This window comes from uncultured Jannaschia sp. (genome assembly GCF_947494025.1).
Classification (GTDB): Bacteria; Pseudomonadota; Alphaproteobacteria; order Rhodobacterales; family Rhodobacteraceae; genus Jannaschia.
In genome coordinates this window covers 106,204-122,734 of the sequence record NZ_CANLTQ010000003.1, presented here as the reverse complement: position 1 = coordinate 122,734, position 16,531 = coordinate 106,204, and the positions used below count along the sequence as shown (strand labels likewise).

Annotated in this window: 18 protein-coding genes; 12 read left to right on the top strand and 6 right to left on the bottom strand. The window is 70.5% G+C overall.

Annotated elements, in window-relative coordinates; all coding sequences use genetic code 11:
- Positions 1 to 59 precede the first annotated feature (59 nt).
- Positions 60 to 602: a gamma-glutamylcyclotransferase gene (locus Q1B08_RS07180; RefSeq protein ID WP_299816611.1), complete on the bottom strand. Its 543-nt coding sequence runs from the start codon at positions 600 to 602 to the stop codon at positions 60 to 62.
- A gap of 65 nt (positions 603 to 667) precedes the next feature.
- On the opposite strand from Q1B08_RS07180, the gene Q1B08_RS07175 reads away from it, so the two are divergent.
- Positions 668 to 1,636: a DUF2125 domain-containing protein gene (locus Q1B08_RS07175; protein WP_299816608.1), complete on the top strand. Its 969-nt coding sequence runs from the start codon at positions 668 to 670 to the stop codon at positions 1,634 to 1,636.
- 134 nt (positions 1,637 to 1,770) lie between these two features.
- On the opposite strand, the gene Q1B08_RS07170 is transcribed toward Q1B08_RS07175, so the two are convergent.
- From Q1B08_RS07170 to Q1B08_RS07160, 3 genes are all read right to left on the bottom strand, one after another.
- Positions 1,771 to 2,241 carry a hypothetical protein gene (locus tag Q1B08_RS07170; RefSeq protein WP_299816606.1) on the bottom strand — a complete coding sequence of 157 codons (471 nt, stop codon included), beginning with the start codon at positions 2,239 to 2,241 and terminating at the stop codon, positions 1,771 to 1,773.
- Positions 2,216 to 4,714, bottom strand: coding sequence for an FAD-dependent oxidoreductase (locus tag Q1B08_RS07165; protein WP_299816605.1), 2,499 nt, complete (start codon positions 4,712 to 4,714; stop codon positions 2,216 to 2,218). The genes Q1B08_RS07170 and Q1B08_RS07165 overlap by 26 nt, the downstream gene beginning before the upstream one ends.
- Before the next feature lie 327 nt (positions 4,715 to 5,041).
- Positions 5,042 to 5,467, bottom strand: a complete 426-nt coding sequence (locus Q1B08_RS07160) for a DUF1489 domain-containing protein (protein WP_299816603.1) — start codon at positions 5,465 to 5,467, stop codon at positions 5,042 to 5,044.
- 77 nt (positions 5,468 to 5,544) lie between these two features.
- On the opposite strand from Q1B08_RS07160, the gene Q1B08_RS07155 reads away from it, so the two are divergent.
- A complete protein-coding gene (locus Q1B08_RS07155) occupies positions 5,545 to 7,794 on the top strand; it encodes an adenosylcobalamin-dependent ribonucleoside-diphosphate reductase (RefSeq protein ID WP_299816601.1) in 2,250 nt (749 codons plus the stop codon).
- An 18-nt stretch (positions 7,795 to 7,812) separates the two neighbouring features.
- Here the strand turns inward: Q1B08_RS07155 and Q1B08_RS07150 are convergent, their stop codons facing one another.
- Positions 7,813 to 8,715, bottom strand: a complete 903-nt coding sequence (locus Q1B08_RS07150) for a LysR family transcriptional regulator (protein WP_299816599.1) — start codon at positions 8,713 to 8,715, stop codon at positions 7,813 to 7,815.
- 169 nt (positions 8,716 to 8,884) lie between these two features.
- Between Q1B08_RS07150 and Q1B08_RS07145 the strand changes: the two genes are divergently transcribed.
- The 8 genes from Q1B08_RS07145 (at position 8,885) to rimM (ending at position 13,985) form a co-directional block, all read left to right on the top strand.
- Positions 8,885 to 9,466 carry an NAD(P)H-dependent oxidoreductase gene (locus Q1B08_RS07145; RefSeq protein WP_299816597.1) on the top strand — a complete coding sequence of 194 codons (582 nt, stop codon included), beginning with the start codon at positions 8,885 to 8,887 and terminating at the stop codon, positions 9,464 to 9,466.
- Positions 9,467 to 9,582: 116 nt separating this feature from the next.
- Positions 9,583 to 9,822, top strand: a complete 240-nt coding sequence (locus Q1B08_RS07140; RefSeq protein WP_299816595.1) for a hypothetical protein — start codon at positions 9,583 to 9,585, stop codon at positions 9,820 to 9,822.
- Between the two features lie 207 nt (positions 9,823 to 10,029).
- Positions 10,030 to 11,529 (top strand): signal recognition particle protein, encoded by a 1,500-nt coding sequence (ffh, locus tag Q1B08_RS07135; protein ID WP_299816593.1) that lies wholly within the window; start codon positions 10,030 to 10,032, stop codon positions 11,527 to 11,529.
- 23 nt (positions 11,530 to 11,552) lie between these two features.
- Positions 11,553 to 12,059, top strand: coding sequence for a GNAT family N-acetyltransferase (locus Q1B08_RS07130; RefSeq protein WP_299816591.1), 507 nt, complete (start codon positions 11,553 to 11,555; stop codon positions 12,057 to 12,059).
- A complete protein-coding gene (locus tag Q1B08_RS07125; RefSeq protein WP_299816589.1) occupies positions 12,056 to 12,619 on the top strand; it encodes a GNAT family N-acetyltransferase in 564 nt (187 codons plus the stop codon). Before Q1B08_RS07130 ends, Q1B08_RS07125 begins: the two co-directional genes overlap by 4 nt.
- On the top strand, positions 12,616 to 12,912 hold the full coding sequence (locus Q1B08_RS07120) for a chorismate mutase (protein ID WP_299816587.1): 297 nt from the start codon (positions 12,616 to 12,618) through the stop codon (positions 12,910 to 12,912). Before Q1B08_RS07125 ends, Q1B08_RS07120 begins: the two co-directional genes overlap by 4 nt.
- 25 nt (positions 12,913 to 12,937) lie before the next feature.
- Positions 12,938 to 13,351 (top strand): 30S ribosomal protein S16, encoded by a 414-nt coding sequence (gene rpsP / locus Q1B08_RS07115; RefSeq protein ID WP_299816585.1) that lies wholly within the window; start codon positions 12,938 to 12,940, stop codon positions 13,349 to 13,351.
- Between the two features lie 106 nt (positions 13,352 to 13,457).
- Entirely contained in the window at positions 13,458 to 13,985 is a 528-nt protein-coding gene (rimM, locus tag Q1B08_RS07110; protein ID WP_299816583.1) for a ribosome maturation factor RimM, read from the top strand.
- Between the two features lie 27 nt (positions 13,986 to 14,012).
- Here rimM and Q1B08_RS07105 read toward each other — a convergent pair whose 3' ends face one another.
- On the bottom strand, positions 14,013 to 14,294 hold the full coding sequence (locus Q1B08_RS07105) for a rod-binding protein (RefSeq protein ID WP_299816581.1): 282 nt from the start codon (positions 14,292 to 14,294) through the stop codon (positions 14,013 to 14,015).
- A gap of 114 nt (positions 14,295 to 14,408) precedes the next feature.
- Between Q1B08_RS07105 and Q1B08_RS07100 the strand changes: the two genes are divergently transcribed.
- Both Q1B08_RS07100 and Q1B08_RS07095 read left to right on the top strand, forming a co-directional pair.
- Positions 14,409 to 15,848: a flagellar hook-length control protein FliK gene (locus Q1B08_RS07100; RefSeq protein ID WP_299816579.1), complete on the top strand. Its 1,440-nt coding sequence runs from the start codon at positions 14,409 to 14,411 to the stop codon at positions 15,846 to 15,848.
- A 9-nt stretch (positions 15,849 to 15,857) separates the two neighbouring features.
- Complete coding sequence (locus Q1B08_RS07095; protein WP_299816577.1) at positions 15,858 to 16,526, top strand: flagellar hook capping FlgD N-terminal domain-containing protein; 669 nt, start codon at positions 15,858 to 15,860, stop codon at positions 16,524 to 16,526.
- Positions 16,527 to 16,531: the final 5 nt, after the last annotated feature.

The window sequence follows — 16,531 nt, the reverse complement described above, 5'->3', positions numbered from 1 at the left end:
ATGAATGGGAAAACCCTATAGAGGCGGGGTTTTTCCCACAAGGCGCGCGGGCCGCGCGGTCAGGCGGCGTCCCTGATCTGTTGCACCCGCGTGACGAGCCATTCCAGATCGGGGTCGTCGATCTCCAGCCCCTGCAGGCCGGCGAAGGTCGAGTTGAGGTATTCGTGGTTCGGCCCGCGCCCCCCGTTCGCCGCCGCGATGATCGCCGCCTGCTCCTCCAGCGCGAGGTCGCGGGCGTATTGCGGGTGGCCGGGGTCGATCACGTAGGCCAGCGCCTCGATCGCCTCCCCCGCGTCGTCGCGCAGCGTCACACGCGCCTCGTGATAGGCCGAGGAGACGAGCTCCCGCTCGCGGATCTCGATGATGGCGGCGTCCGGGTCGGCGGCGCGGATCGCGATGCCGCGGCAGGATACGCCCGCCTCCTCCTCCAGCGCGAGGACGAGGCCGGGATCGGTTTCCGTGCCGCGATGGTGGACCGACCACATGCAGAAGCGCCGCCGGTAGCCGTCGAGCGTGGCGCGCCGGGTCTCGGCCACGGCGATGCCCGGATTGTAGATCAGCGAGCCGTATCCGAAGACCCAGAGGTCGGGCGATTGCGTCATCGTCGCTCCTTTCGCGCGGGGCACGCCCCCGATAGACAAGTCGCGGTTCGACGGAAAGGGGCGGCATGCGCTGGCTCGTGATCTTGGTGGCGGCGCTGGCCACGCTCTGGAGCGGATACTGGTTCGTCGGGCGCGGGGCCCTGCGCGACGGCATCGCGTCCGCGGTCGCCGCGGCCGAAGCCCGAGGCTGGCGCATCGCGTGGGACGACATCGGCATCGGCGGCTTTCCGAACCGGTTCGACACCACGCTGACCGAACCGGACGTGACCGTTCCGGACGGCACGCTGCGCTGGCACGCGCCGTTCCTGCAGGTCCTGGCGCTGAGCTACCGGCCGAACGAGATCATCGCCGTCGCGCCGCGCCGGATGACGTTCGCGGCCCCGTGGGGCGACGCGGTCGTGACCTCGGCCGATCTGCGCGCCTCCGGGACGGTCTCCCTCGCGGCAAGCCCGAACCTGCAACACGGCACGGTCGTTGGCGAGGCGCTGGGCATCGACGGCGGGGCGTGGCGGCTCGACATCGCGCGGGCGCAGCTCGCCGCCCGCCAGGCCGGGACGCCGGACGCCTGGGATCTCGCGCTCGACGGCGACGGCATCCGCGCGGGCGGCACGCTGGCCGCGGCGCTCGACCCCGCGGGCGCGCTGCCGGAGGTCGTCGACAGCCTCGACCTCGACGCGACCTGGGTGCCCGATGGCGCGGGCCATGCGGTGGATCTGCGGCGGGCGGCGCTCGTCTGGGGTGCGCTGGCGCTCGACGCGACCGGCGCGCTGGAGGTCGGCGCGGACGGGGTGCCGGAGGGCACGCTGTCCCTGGAGCTCCGCGGGACCGAGGCGGCGCTCGAGCTCCTGCGCGGCTGGCAGGTCGTGCCGGAGGCGCGGATGCCGCTCATCGAGGCCGGGCTCGCCGGGATGACGGCGGGCGACGGGTCGGTGCGGTTCGACCTCGTCCTCGCGGACGGGCGGATGCGGTTGGGTCCGATCCCCCTCGGCCCCGCGCCACGATTGCCGCCACCATCCGCCCCGCCCCTGCCCTAGCCGGGCGCCGCCCGCCCCCCCCGCGCAAGCCGCGAAGCAGGCGATCCGCACCCCGTCTTCGCTTCCCGGATATCCCCGCCGGAGGCTCCGGCGGCCCGGCCGGATGCGCGCGTCCCGGAGGGTCGGAGACGCGTCTAGAACGGCATCCGCCAGACAATGCGCGGCGGCGGCAGGCAGTCCGCGTCGCGCCCCGCCACCGCCCGCCCGAGACAGGCCACCGTCTCCTCCGGAATCGGCTCCCCCGCGTCGAGCGCCCCCGCGGCGGGCAAGCCCGAAAGCTCGACCAGCAGGACGCGCCGCAATCCCCGCGGCGTCGGCTGCCGCAGCGCCACCACCGCATCCGTGCCGCCGCAGGCCCCGCCGCAGAGCGCGCCCAGCGCCGGCAGGGCGTCGAGGTTCTGCCAGCGCCGGAGCAGGACGGCCTCGACCCGCGCGGTTTCCGCCGGAGCCTGCTCCACGCCCTTCGCCGCCAGCCAGCGCAGCACCGGACCGGCCCCGTCCCCGCTCACATGCAGGCCGGCCCGGTCCCCGTCCTGCATCATCCACAGCGCCGCCCCCAGAAGGGCCGCGCCGACGAGGCTAGCCGTCCGCACGTATCCGGGCATTGGCGGGATCGTAGGGGCTGTCCTCGGTCACCTCCGCGTCCCAGAGCTTCCGCTGCATCCGCACCTTCAGCTTCGTGCCGGGCTCCGCCAGCTCGGGCCGGACATAGCCCATGCCGATGGACGTGCCGAAGGCCACCGAATAGCCGCCCGAGGTCAGGCGCCCGACCCGCGTGCCGTCCGCGCGGTAGAGCGCCTCGCGCCCCCACGGGTCGGCGTCGTCGGGTCCGTCCACCAACAACGTGACGCAACGTGATCGGATGCCCGTCGCCTCCATCGCGGCCTTGCCGTGGAAGTCCTTCGAGAGGTCCACGAAGCGGTCGAGCCCCGCCTCCAGCGGCGTCGCGTCGCGGCCCAGTTCGGTGCCGAAGGCGCGGTAGGACTTCTCCTGCCGCAGCCAGTTCTGCGCCCGCGCCCCGACGAGCCGGAGCCCGTGCCCCTCGCCCGCCTCCATGAGCCGGTCGAAAAGGTAGTTCTGCATCTCCATCGGGTGATGCAGCTCCCAGCCGAGCTCGCCGGTATAGGCCACCCGGATCGCGTCGACCGGCGCCATCTTGAGCTCGATGCGGCGGGCGGAAAGCCACGGGAAGCCCTTGTTCGACAATGTCCAGTCCGGGTCCGCCGCGACGACCAGCGCGCGCAGGATGTCGCGCGACTTCGGCCCGGCCAGCGCGAGGACGCCATGCTGGCCGGTCACGTCCTGAAGATGGATCGGCCCGAACGCGTCCCGCTTGTCCTCCACCGCCCTGGCGAGGAAATCGCCGTCATAGGCCTGCCATGCGCCGGCGGAGACGAGGTAGAACCGGTCCGGGGCCAGCCGGACGATGGTGTATTCCGTCCGCGTCGTCCCCGCCCCGGTCAGCGCGTAGGTCAGGTTGATCCGCCCGACCTTCGGCAGCCGGTTGGTCGTGAACCAGTCGAGGAACGCGGCGGCGCCCGGCCCCGTCAGCATGTGCTTGGTGAAGGCGGTGGCGTCGATCAGGCCCGCGCTTTCGCGCAGCGCCGTGGCCTCCTCCACCGTATGCTGCCACCACTTGCCCCGGCGGAAGCTGCGCGAGGTCAGGTCGAAATCCGCCTCCGCGCCCGGCTTGAAGTAATTCGGACGCTCCCATCCGTTGACGCACCCGAACTGCGCGCCCCGCGCCTTCATGCGGTCGTAGCAGGGCGCGGTCTTGAGCGGCCGCGCGGCGGGCCGCTCCTCGTCGGGATGGTGGAGGACGAAGACATGGTCGTAGGCCTCCTCGTTCTTGCGCATGGCGTATTCGGTGGTGATCCAGCCGCCGAAGCGGCGCGGGTCGAGCGCGGCCATGTCGATCTCCGCCTCGCCCTCGACCATCATCTGCGCGAGGTAGTGCCCGGCCCCGCCGGCGGCGGTGATGCCGAAGCTGAACCCCTCGGCCAGCCACATGTTGCGAAGCCCCGGCGCCGGGCCGACCAGCGGGTTGCCGTCGGGCGTGTAGCAGATGGGACCGTTGAAATCGTCCTTCAGGCCCGCGTTCTCGGAGGACGGGATGCGGTGGATGAAGGACATGTACTCCGCCTCGATCCGCTCGAGGTCGAGGGGGAAGAGGTCGGCGCGGAAGCTCGACGGCACCTCGAAGGGAAAGCGCGCCGGGGCGTTCTGCTCGTAGGGCCCGAGGATCCAGCCGCCCCGCTCCTCGCGCACGTACCACCTGGCGTCGGCGTCGCGCAGCACGGGATGCTGCGGGTTCGATTGGCGCCACTCCACGAGCGCGGGATCGGGCTCGGTCACGATGTACTGGTGCTCGACCACGATGGCGGGCGTCCTGATGCCGAGGAGGCGGGCGGTGCGCGGCGCGTGATTGCCGGTCGCGGTGACGACATGCTCGGCCGCGATCACCACCTGCTCGTCGGTGGGCACGAGGTTGCCGCCCCGCTCCGCCATCTTCGTCGCGGTCACGTTCCAGTGGTCGCCCTGCCAGTCGAAGGCGTCGACCTGCCACTTCCGCTCGATGGTGACGCCGCGCTGCCGGGCGCCCTTGGCCATCGCCATCGTGACATCGGCCGGGTTGATGTAGCCGTCGGTGGGATGGAAGATCGCGCCGACCAGATCCTCGGTCCGCACCAGTGGGTAGCGCTCCCCGATCTGCGCGGGCGTCAGGAATTCGTGCGGGATGCCGACCGTCTCCGCCGTGGCGGCGTAGAGCTCGTACTCGTCCATCCGGTCCCGCGTCTGCGCCATGCGCAGGTTGCCCACGACCGAGAAGCCGGGGTTGAGCCCCGTCTCCGCCTCCAGCGTCTTGTAGAAGTCGACGGAGTAGGCGTGGATGTGGCTCGTCGCGTAACCCATGTTGAAAAGCGGCAGCAGACCCGCGGCATGCCAGGTGGAGCCGGAGGTCAGCTCGTCGCGCTCCAGCAGCATCACGTCGGACCATCCGGCCTTCGCCAGATGGTATGCGATGCCGGTCCCGACCGCACCGCCGCCCACCACGAGGGCCTTCACCTGGGTCTTCATCGCCTGTCCCCTCGATGTCCGTGGCCCCGTTCTGCCGCAACGCCCGGCGGGACGTAAATCGAGGACGACGCGACGCGGGCGAAAAGCGACCCGGTCGAAGGGAAGGTGCGATTCGGGACGGCTCCCGTCGGGGCGATACCGGGGCGGCGGCGTCCTGCCGGGGGGCGCAGCCCCGGCCCGCCGGACCGGAGGTGATCGGCCGGCCCGCTCGGGGCGCGGCCCGCCACGCGCAGGCGTCCGGCCTGTCCCACGCCTGTGACACGGCCATAACACAGCCATAACACGGGTCCCGCCGGACCCGCCGCAGGCCCGCCCCTCCCTCGGGGATCAGATCACGCCGATCTCCGCCAGGGCGAGCGTGAGGCCCGGAGGCAGCGGCTCCTCCGCCGCGCGGGCCGGATCGATGTCGCCGGGCGCGTCGGCAGGGGTCAGGTAGCGCCAGCCCTGGAACGGCCGCCTCGGCATCGGCGCCACCGGGATCAGGCCGGGCCGCAGGACGATGCCACAGCGGGGAATGCCGTCCTCCCGCCGTACCTCGTCGAGGCGCAGGATCGGCTGCCGGCACAGGACCACGCCCCGGATGACCCAGTAGATCGACCCGCCGTCCAGGATCTCCCCGGCCCGTTTCGGCCACATCCGGGTGACGTGGCGGGGATTGCCGCAGGGTCCCTTGGCGCCCGCGTTCCGCTGCCATTCGGCGAGGCCTTCGATCGACTCGGTTCCGACGCTGAGCTTGATCAGGTTGATGGCCATGTGAATTCCTCGCAGAACAGGGTATATCTAGACGCTCCGGGCCCGCCTGCAACCAGTTCTAGCGAGACGTACCGCCGATGACAGATGCTCCGACCGCCTTCGCGGCCCCGATCTCGGAACGGATCTGGGACATGAAGTATCGCCTGAAGGACGCCGACGGCACGCCGCGCGACGCCGATATCGACGCGACCTGGGACCGCATCGCCGCCGCGCTGGCCGCCCCCGAGGCGGAGCCGGACCGCTGGGCGCCGGCCTTCCGCGCGGCGGTGCAGGACTTCCGCTTCCTGCCGGCGGGACGGATCGTCGCGGGGGCGGGCACGGGCCGGTCGGTGACGCTCTTCAACTGCTTCGTCATGGGCACGGTCGAGGACAGCATGGGCGGCATCTTCGAGGCGCTGCGCGAGGCGGCGCTGACGCTGCAGCAGGGCGGCGGGATCGGTTACGACTTCTCCACCATCCGCCCGCGGGGCGCCCTGGTGCGCGGCGTTTCGGCCGACGCGTCGGGGCCGCTCTCGTTCATGGACGTGTGGGATTCGATGTGTCGCACGATCATGTCCGCGGGCTCCCGCCGGGGGGCGATGATGGCCACGCTGCGCTGCGACCATCCCGACATCGAGGAGTTCGTTGCCGCCAAGGCCGACCCGGCGCGCCTGCGCATGTTCAACCTTTCGGTCCTCGTCACCGACCCGTTCATGCGGGCGGTGGAGGACGACACCGAATGGCCCCTCGTCTTCGGCGGCCGGACCTTCCGGACCCTGCGCGCCCGCGACCTCTGGGACGCGATCATGCGCGCGACCTACGACTACGCCGAGCCGGGCGTGATCTTCATCGACCGCATCAATGCCGCCAACAACCTCGCCTACGCCGAGACCATCGCCGCCACCAATCCCTGCGGCGAGCAGCCGCTGCCCCCTTACGGCGCATGCCTCCTGGGCTCGCTCAATCTCGCGCGGCTGGTCACGGACGCCTTCACCGAGGGCGCGGGGATCGAGGCGGAGGCGCTGGCCGAACTGACCGCGACCGCCATCCGCATGATGGACAACGTGGTGGATGCCAGCCGCTTCCCCCTGCCCCGGCAGGCGGAGGAGGCGCGGGCCAAACGGCGGATCGGGCTGGGCGTCACCGGACTCGCCGACGCGCTCGCCATGTGTGGTCTGCGCTACGGCAGCGAGGCGGCCGCCGCCGCGAGCGCCCGCTGGCTCGAGATCATCGCCAACGCGGCCTATGCCACCTCCGCCCGGCTGGCCGCCGAAAAGGGTGCGTTCCCGCTCTACGACAGGACCGCCATCCTCGCCGCGCCGATGGTCGGACGCCTCGCGCCCGACACCCGCGACCTGATCGCCGCGCACGGGCTGCGCAACGCGCTCCTCACCTCGATCGCGCCGACCGGGACGATCAGCCTGCTTGCCGGCAACGTTTCCTCCGGGATCGAGCCGATCTTCGCCACGAGCTACACCCGCAAGGTGCTGCAACCCGACGGAAGCCGCTCCGAGGAAGTGGTGGAGGATTACGCCGTCGCCGAATGGCGCCGCCTGCACGGCGACGCCCCCCTGCCCGATACATTCGTCACCGTCGCCGATCTCGACCCCGGGGAGCACGTCCGGATGCAGGCCGCGGCGCAGCCCTGGATCGACAGCTCCATCTCCAAGACGATCAACGTCCCGGCCGATATCGACTTCGTGACGTTCAAGGACGTCTATCTCCGCGCCTGGAACGAGGGCTGCAAGGGCTGCACGACCTACCGGCCGAACGACGTGACCGGCAGCGTCCTGTCGAGCGAACCCGTCGCGGCGGAGACGCCCAAGGTCGTCCAGCTCTTCGCGCCGCTCGACCGGCCCGACACGCTGACCGGGGAGACCTACAAGATCAAGTGGCCGGCCTCCGAGCACGCGCTCTACATCACCATCAACGACATCGAGCTCGACGGACAGCGCCGGCCCTTCGAGATCTTCGTCAACTCCAAGAACATGGAGCACTTCGCCTGGACCGTGGCGCTGACGCGGATGATCTCCGCGATCTTCCGACGCGGCGGCGACGTGTCCTTCGTGGTGGAGGAGCTGAAGGCGGTCTTCGACCCGCGTGGCGGGGCATGGGTGCAGGGCCGTTACGTGCCCTCGATCCTCGCGGCGATCGGCGGCGTGATCGAGCGCCACATGATCGCCACGGGATTCCTGCCGGGCGAGCGGGGCATCGCGCCGGGCGATCCCGCCGCCCCGCAGCCCGTGGCCGCGCCCGGTCCGACCTGCCCGAATTGCGGCAGCTTCGACGTGCACATGGCCGAAGGCTGCGCCACCTGCGCCGGTTGCGGCTTTTCGAAATGCGGCTGAACGAGAGGGCCGCCGGGGCTACGCCTCGCCCGGCGTCTCCGCGACCGGCCAGCGCGTCGCCCATGCCTTCAGGAACGTGAGGAACGTCTGGACCTTCGCCGTCCGGTGGAGATCGACATGGGTGACGAGCCAGAGCTGGCTGCTCCAGGCCAGCGGCGCGAGCACCCGCTCCAGCCGGGTGTCCTCCGCCTCGCCCCAGACGGGCGCGAAGCCGATGCCGAGACCGGCCTGTATGGCGGGAAGGACGGCCGTGATCTGATTGACCCGGTAGCCGATATTCCGCTCGGGCACGTTCTGGTGGAGCCAAGCGAAGAACGGAACCCGCGGGATATGCTCGGCCGGCCCGATGAAGACGTGGTCGCCGACATCGGCGATGCTGTCCGGACGACCGTGCCGGGCGATGTAGTCCTTCGACGCGTAGAGCGCCCAGTCGTGGGAATAGAACTTCTGGACGACGTTGTCGGGCTGATCCGGCGGGTTGCCCGCGCGGATCGCCACATGCGCCTCGCCGTATTCCAGCCGGAACACGCGCTCGTCGGTCAAGAACTTGATCATCACCTCCGGATGTTCCTCCCGGAAGGCGGCGAGCACGGGTGACAGGAGCGGCGCGAGAACGGCAAGCGAGGTCAGGATCAGCTCCCCCGTAACCTCGTCCCCGCGGCCGCGGATGCGGTTGGCGAGCTGCGCGAGCTGATCGTCGGTCGATTGCGCGACCGTGAGCAGATCCTGTCCCGCCTCGGTCGGCGTGTAGCCGCGGGCATGGCGCTGGAACAGCTTCGCGCCGAGCTTCGCCTCGAGCGAATCGACGTGACGGATCACCGTGGCGTGGTGCACGCCGAGGGCTTGCGCCGCACCGGACACCGTTCCCAGTCGCGCGACCTGATAGGCGGTGCGGACCTCGTCCCAATCGTTGAATGCCATCTCGGACCCTTCCGTTCGACGCGACCATGCCGCCCTGCGGCACGGGGGGCAAGAGCTCGCGCAAGCGCGCACATTGGATGCGCGTGTGATCCGATTGCGTGCGCAGCGAGGCTCTCTAGGTCAGGAGTCACGTCGCCTACGCGATCGACAACTTCAGAAGGGTTTTGCCATGACCGTCCTCCGCATCGACTCGTCCGCAAAGGAAGAAGGCTCCGTCACCCAGAAGCTCCTGGACCAGATCGAGGCGCGGATCGGGCCTGCCGACATGCGTCGGGATCTGGGCGGCGTCGCCGTGCCGCAGATCGGCGGCACGTGGCTCGCCGCGAACTTCACGCCCCCCGAAGAGCGCACGCCCCAGCATCGGGAAACGCTCGCCCTGTCCGACGAGCTGATCGCCGAACTTCGCGCCGCCGACACGATTCTGATCGGCCTGCCGGTCTACAATTTCAGCATTCCCGGCTCGCTCAAGGCGTGGATCGACCTCGTGGCCCGCGCCGGCGAAACCTTCCGCTACACCGAGGACGGCCCGATCGGTCTGCTCGAGAACAAGCGTGTCATCGTCGCCTACGCCTCGGCGGGGACCGGTTTCGGATCGGAGATCGACCATGCGAGCCCTTATCTGCGCCACATCCTCGGCTTCATGGGCATCACCGACGTCACCTTCGTTTATGCCGACCAGCAAAACATGAAGGGCGACGAAGCCATCGAGACGGCCCGGAGCCAGATCGAGGAACTGGCGCAGGCCGCCTGAGCCGTCCGCGCGTTTATGCCCTGTGCCCCGCCACCTCGCACCTGCGGCGAAATGGCGGGGAACGGATCCGCCACCCTGCGGCGTTCACCCAGTCCCCACCCCGCGAGGATTGCGACATGAACCCCTACATGAAACAGATGACCGCCGCCTTCATTCTGCCACAGGCGATGATGGCCGAAACGACCGCGCGGTTCTTCGCGCAAGCCGCCCAGCGTGCGGGCGCCTTCTGGGCGGACGCGGCGGACCGGGCCGCTGACGCGGCGCCGGAGACCCTGCCGGCACCGCAATCCGCCAGTCGCGACCTCGTCGCCACCGGCGGCCTCGCCACACCCGCCCCCGGCAGCTTGCCGGGCTGACACGCAAGGGTGCGGCCCGGCCGGCCGCACCCTTGACCCCGGCCGTTCCCTCCTCTATCCGCGCCCCCGACCCGGAAGCGTCAGCCTTCCGGTCCCCGGCCCAGCCGGGGATCGCCCTCCGCCAGCGTTGTACGCCCGCGGGGGCGTTTGTGCATTCGCCGGGCGACCCCATCTGTTCGGGGAACCCCGAGACCGAGGAGAAACGCGATGTTCGAGAGCCTGTCAGACCGCCTTGGCGGCGTTTTCGACCGCCTCACCAAGCAGGGCGCGCTCAGCGAGGACGACGTCCGCACCGCCATGCGGGAGGTGCGCGTGGCGCTTCTGGAGGCCGACGTCTCCCTCCCCGTCGCCCGCGACTTCGTCAAACGCGTCACCGCCAAAGCCACCGGCGCCGCCGTCACCAGGTCGATCACGCCCGGCCAGCAGGTCGTCAAGATCGTCCACGACGAGTTGCAGCAGGTTCTCGCCGGCGAGGAAGGCATCCCGCCGCTCAAGATCGACAACCCGCCCGCGCCGATCCTGATGGTCGGCCTGCAGGGCGGCGGCAAGACGACCACCACGGCGAAGATCGCCAAGCGCCTGCACGAGCGCGAGGGCAAGCGCGTCCTGATGGCCTCGCTCGACGTGAACCGTCCCGCCGCGATGGAGCAGCTCGCCATCCTCGGCACGCAGATCGGCGTCGACACGCTGCCTATCGTCGCCGGCCAGCGACCCGTCGACATCGCCAAGCGCGCCAAGCAGCAGGCGGCGCTCGGCGGCTACGACGTCTACATGCTCGACACCGCCGGCCGGTTGCAGATCGACCAGGTGCTGATGGACGAGGTGGCGGAGGTTCATGCCGCCGTCAGCCCGCGCGAGACGCTGCTCGTGGTGGACGGCCTGACCGGTCAGGTCGCCGTCGAGGTGGCCGAGGAGTTCGACGCCAAGGTCGGCGTGACCGGCGTGATCCTGACCCGGATGGATGGCGATGGCCGCGGCGGCGCCGCGCTCTCGATGCGCGCGGTGACCGGCAAGCCGATCCGCTTCGTTGGCCTCGGCGAGAAGATGGACGCGCTGGAAACCTTCGATCCGTCCCGCATCGCCGGACGCATCCTCGGCATGGGCGACATCGTCGCGCTGGTCGAGAAGGCTCAGGCCACGATGGAGGTCGAGGCGCAGGAACGCATGATGAAGCGGTTCCAGAAGGGCCTCTTCAACATGAACGACCTCAAGGGCCAGCTGCAGCAAATGCAGAAGATGGGCGGTATGGAGGGCATGATGGGCATGCTCCCCGGCATGGGAAAGATGCAGAAGCAGATGAGCGCCGCCGGGATCGACGACTCGGTCCTCAAGCGGCAGATCGCCCTGATCGACTCGATGACCAAGAAGGAGCGCGCCAATCCCGCGCTCCTGCAGGCGAGCCGCAAGAAGCGCATCGCGAAGGGCGCGGGGCTCGAGGTCTCCGAGCTGAACCAGCTCATCAAGATGCACCGCCAGATGGCGGACATGATGAAGAAGATGGGCAAGGGCGGCATGCTCAAGAAGGCGATGGCGATGATGGGCGGCAAGGGTCCGGATGGCGGCCTGCCCGACCCGTCGCAGATGGATCCCGCCGCGATGCAGGCCGCGGCCAAGCAGCTCGGCGGCATGCCCGGCATGGGCGGCGGCAATCCGTTCGGCGGCGGGGCCCTGCCTCCGGGCCTCGGCGGGCTCGGGCGCAAGAAGTGACCGTCTCGCTTTCCGGAACCCCGGTGCTCGAGACCGAGCGCCTGACGCTCCGCGCCCCCGTGGCCGCGGATTGGCCGTACTGGTGCGACTTCGCCCTGTCGGACCGGTCGCGCTTCGTGCGCGGGGCGGAGCCGTCGGAGGCGAATGCCTGGCGGGCCTTCGGGCACATGATCGGCCACTGGGTGCTGCGCGGCTACGGTATGTTCGTCGTTTCCCGCCGGGGCGGCGACATCCCCCTCGGCGCGGCCGGCCCCTGGTTCCCCGCCGGCTGGGCGGAGCAGGAGATCGGCTGGACGCTCTGGTCCGAGGAGGCCGAGGGTCAGGGCATCGCGACGGAGGCCGCCCGCGCGGGCCGGGCCCATGCCTACGACACGCTCGGCTGGCACACGGCCGTAAGCTACATCCATCCCGACAACGCCGCCTCGATCGCCGTGGCGGAGCGGCTGGGCGCCAGCCGCGACGAAGCGGCCGAGACGGCGGGCGACGATGTGCGGGTCTACCGCCATCCGACGCCGGAGGCGCGGGCATGATCGCGCCGCTCGACATTCCGGTCACGCCCGACGCCGCCGCCCGCGCCGCCGCGCTGGAGGCGCTCGTCCCTGTCCTGCGCACGCCGCGCTGCGTCCTGCGCGCGCCGCGCCTGACGGATTTCGAGGCGCTTCACGACATCACCGGAACCGAGCGCGGCGCCCATATGGGCGGACCGTGGACGGCGGAGCAGACCTGGTCGGACTTCTGCGGCATGACCGCGACCTGGCTCCTGCGCGGCCACGGGGGCTGGACCATCGAACATGCGGGCGAGATCGCGGGCTTCGTCCTCATCGGGACCGAGCCGGGGGATGCGGAGCACGAGCTGGGCTGGCTTCTGGTCGACCGGTTCGAGGGTCGGGGCCTCGCCTTCGAGGCGGCCGGAGCGGCACGCGACCATGCCCGCCACGTGCTGCATCTGCCGTCGCTCGCGAGCTACGTCACAATCGGCAACGTCCGGTCCGAACGTCTCGCCGCCCGCCTCGGCGCACGTCCCGCAGGGACGGCCTATGACGGCACGGTGACCATCTGGCGTCACTGGAGTGCGGGGGAGACGACATGACCGATACCGCCGACCGCGCCGCCGCGCTTCTCGCGGAACATCGGGCCGCGATCGACCGCCTCGACGCGATCCTCGTCTACACGCTGGCGGAGCGATTCACGCGCACGCAGGCCGTGGGCCGGCTAAAGGCCGAGCACGACCTGCCGCCCTCCGACCCCGCCCGGGAAGAGCAGCAGATCGCCCGGCTCGAGCGGCTCGCGCAGGAAGCGGGGCTCGACCCCGCCTTCGCCAAGGAATTCCTCGCCTTCATCATCGAGGAAGTCATCCGACACCACCGGAAACACCAATCCTGAACTGCCCCTGAACGGAGAACACATCATGGCAATGAAGATCAGGCTCGCCCGTGGCGGCTCCAAGAAGCGCCCGTACTATTCCATCGTCGCCGCGGACAGCCGCATGGCCCGTGACGGCCGCTTCATCGAGAAGCTCGGGACCTACAGCCCGCTCCTGCCCAAGGACAGCGAGGACCGCGTCAAGATGAACATGGAGCGCGTGCAGCATTGGCTCGCGAACGGCGCGCAGCCGACCGACCGCGTTTCGCGGTTCCTCGAGGCGGCCGGCGTCACCGAGAAGAAGACCCGCGCCAACATGAAAAAGGCCGAGCCGGGCAAGAAGGCGCAGGAGCGCACCAAGGAGCGCGAGGAAAAGGCCGCCGCGCTGAAGGCCGCCGAAGAGGAGGCGAAGAACGCCCCCGCCGAGGAGGCCACGACCGAAGGCGCCGCCTCCGAGTGAGAATCACGGCGCGGGGCGGCCATCGGGCGGCCCCGCCGCCATCGGGAGCCTTGCGGATCCAGGGTCCGGCAGGCTCCCTTCCGTCGTCCGCCATACGGATTTCGCGATGAAGAACCACGTCTGCCTCGGCGTTGTCACCGGCAGCTACGGCGTGCGCGGCGAGGTCCGCGTCAAGAGCTTCTGCGCCGAGCCGTCGGCCATCGGCGATTACGGACCGCTGACGCTCGACGACGGTTCCGTGCGCAAGCTGACCATCGTACGCCCCGTCAAGGGTGGCTATGCCGTCCGCCTCGCGGGGGTGCCCCACAAGGAAGCGGCCGAGGCCCTGCGCGGGCAGCGTCTTTGGGCGCATCGCGACGCGCTGCCCGCCCCCGACGAGGACGAGTATTACCATTCCGACCTGATCGGCCTCACGGTGCTCGACACCGGCGGCGTCGAGCTCGGCCGCGTCCATGCGATCCACGATCACGGCGCGGGCGATCTACTGGAGGTGCGGCCCCGCAGGGGCGCCTCGATCCTTCTGCCCTTCACCCGCGAGGCCGTGCCCACCGTGGACATCGCCACCGGGCGCATCGTTGCCGACCCGCCCCATGGGCTGCGCCCCGGCGAAGGGGATGACGGCTCGGAAAGCTGACCCCGCGCTACGGGTGAGCGCGTCCGCTCAGACCCGCTTTGCCAGCGAGCGGTAGATCGCCTCTGCGAGCCCCGTCTGTCCGCTCTGCGCGACCGCGTCGGCCTGTGCCTGGCGCAGGAAGCTGTCGAACTGCGTTTCCCCCCCGCCCGCGGGTGACGGCGATCCGGTGCCGGAGACGCTGAGGAGTTGTGCGAAGAGCAGGCCCTCGAGCTGCTCCGCCTGCTTGCGCAAGGCGGCCTCGCGCGGATCGACCGCAGGCGCGGACGGAGCGGCTCCCCCGGGCATCGGGAAGGTTATGGGCTGGGTCATGCACGCCTCCGTTCTGGATCGGAACGTCGCGGTTGGACCACGCGGAGGTAAAGGTTTTCGTAATGCCCGAGCCGTAGATCGTGATGAACACGTCGATTCTCCGCCGGATGCCGCATGACGCCCGAGTTCCTGACCGCTCTTACCCCCTCCACCGGCAAATCGGCCCCGGTCGCCCCGGCGGACGGAGCGACAACGGAACAAGGCGACGAGAACGGCGCGACCTTTGAATCCCTGCTCGCCGCCCTGACCGCCATCGGCACCGAAATCGGCCGCGAGGGCAACGGCCCGGCTCGCGAGGTCAAGCTGGAGATGCCGGCAGAGGGCGCGACGGCGTTGGAGGGAGAGATCGCGGGACATGCGATCCCCGATTGGCTTCGCGCGGCGCTCGACGCGGTTGAGCGGCCGGCCCGGCCGGTGGCCGGAAGCGATACGCCGGACAGCTCTCCGACGTCGGAAGCTGCGGAGCCGACGACGGAGCGGGCCACGCCGTCGGTGCAGGCGACCGCGCAATCCTCCGCCAATGCGATCGTCCCGACCGAAGAAACGCCGGACATCGATACACCCGAAGCCGATCCCGAAATAAAAACGCAGGCGCCTCCGTCGAACTCGGCGCCCCCCGCGAACGTCGCGCCCCTTGCCGCCGGTGTCGCGACTGGCGAACAGGCGCGGGATCGGCCTGCCGCACAGGTCGGAATCGTCGGCACGCCCGGATCGACACGCTCCGAACCGCGCAGACACGCCGCCGACGCGACCTCGTCCCGCGTTCCGCAGGCGGATGCGCGGCAGGGCGACGCCGTGCCCGTGCCGCCGCGGGCGTTCGTCGAACCCGGCAGCGCGGCGCCGGCGATCCCGACCGACGGGCAGCGTGTGCCAGACGAGACGCCGGCCGGCGCCGAACCGAAACCCGGCTCATCGAAGCCCGAACTGCCGATGCCGGCCGCGAACACCACCGGCACGCCGGCAAACCCGATGCCGTCCCCCGCCCCGGACACGGCTTCGACAACCGAAACCGTCATCGCCGATACCATCCCCGAACCCGACGCCGTGACCGCCGGTCGCGAGGAGACCCGTGCCGAGCCCCGGCCCGGCACCCCGGAGCTTCGCGCGGTCCCCTTGCCCGAGCTGAGGGGCGGAATCGTGCAACGGCTGCAGGAGCTGGCGGCGAAGGCCGAGGCCGATGGCGTCACGCTGCGCAACGGCCCGGGCGAGTTGAGCACCGAACTGGAGCTGGCCCCGGCCGAGCTGGGAAAGCTGAAGCTCACCCTTGCAACGACCGAGCGCGGTCTGAGCCTTGTGGTGCATGTCGAACGCCCGGAATCGGTCGAAGCCGTGCGCCGTCAGCTCGAAGGCCTGCACCGGACCCTGCTGTCGGAGGGACTCGCGCTCGACGGGTTCGACATCTCGGGCGGTCGGGATCGGCGCGAGGCGGCCCTGCCGCGCGACCGCACGCCCGCTGGTGAGGCGGCGGACTCGTCCGACGCCCTGCCCGACACGCCCCACCCCGCCATCGCCGCGCCGGCCGTCCCGCGCGGCCGCCTCGACATCCGCATCTAGGAGAATCCTATGGACGTCACCTCCCCGACTTCCACCCCGCAAGCCACGGCCGCCAAGGCGGCCGGCTCGAACGACACGGCCGCCGCCCAGGCCAGCGGCGATTTCGAGATGTTCCTGAAACTGCTGACCGCGCAAATCCGCAACCAGGATCCGATGGAGCCGACGGATGCCACGGAATACACCGCACAGCTCGCCACCTTCTCGAATGTCGAGCAGGCGGTGCAAACCAACGAACTGCTGAAGTCGATGATCTCCCGCTTCGACAGCCAGCACGCCACCAGCGCGGCAAGCTTCATCGGCATGGAGGTGCGTCACGAGGGGCCGGTTGCCCATGACGGCATGAGCACCGTGCTCCATACCGCGATCGCGACGGCCGCCGACCGCGCCGAACTGGTCGTCGTCGATGCGTCCGGCAACGAGGTGGGACGCCATGCGATCGACCCCGACGCGGAAACCATCGGATGGCCGTCGGCGGCGCAGGCCGGTGCGGTGCCGCCCGGCCTCTACGACCTGCACGTCGAATCCTGGGCGGGCGACATGCAGCTCGACCGGACCCCGGTGGCGCATTACGCGCCCGTCAGCGAGGTGGTGCTGGGCAACGACGGGACGGAGATGGTCCTGAAAGGCGGGGTGCGGATGCCGACGACGGAGATGCAGTCGATCCGCGCGGCGCAGTAAGGCCC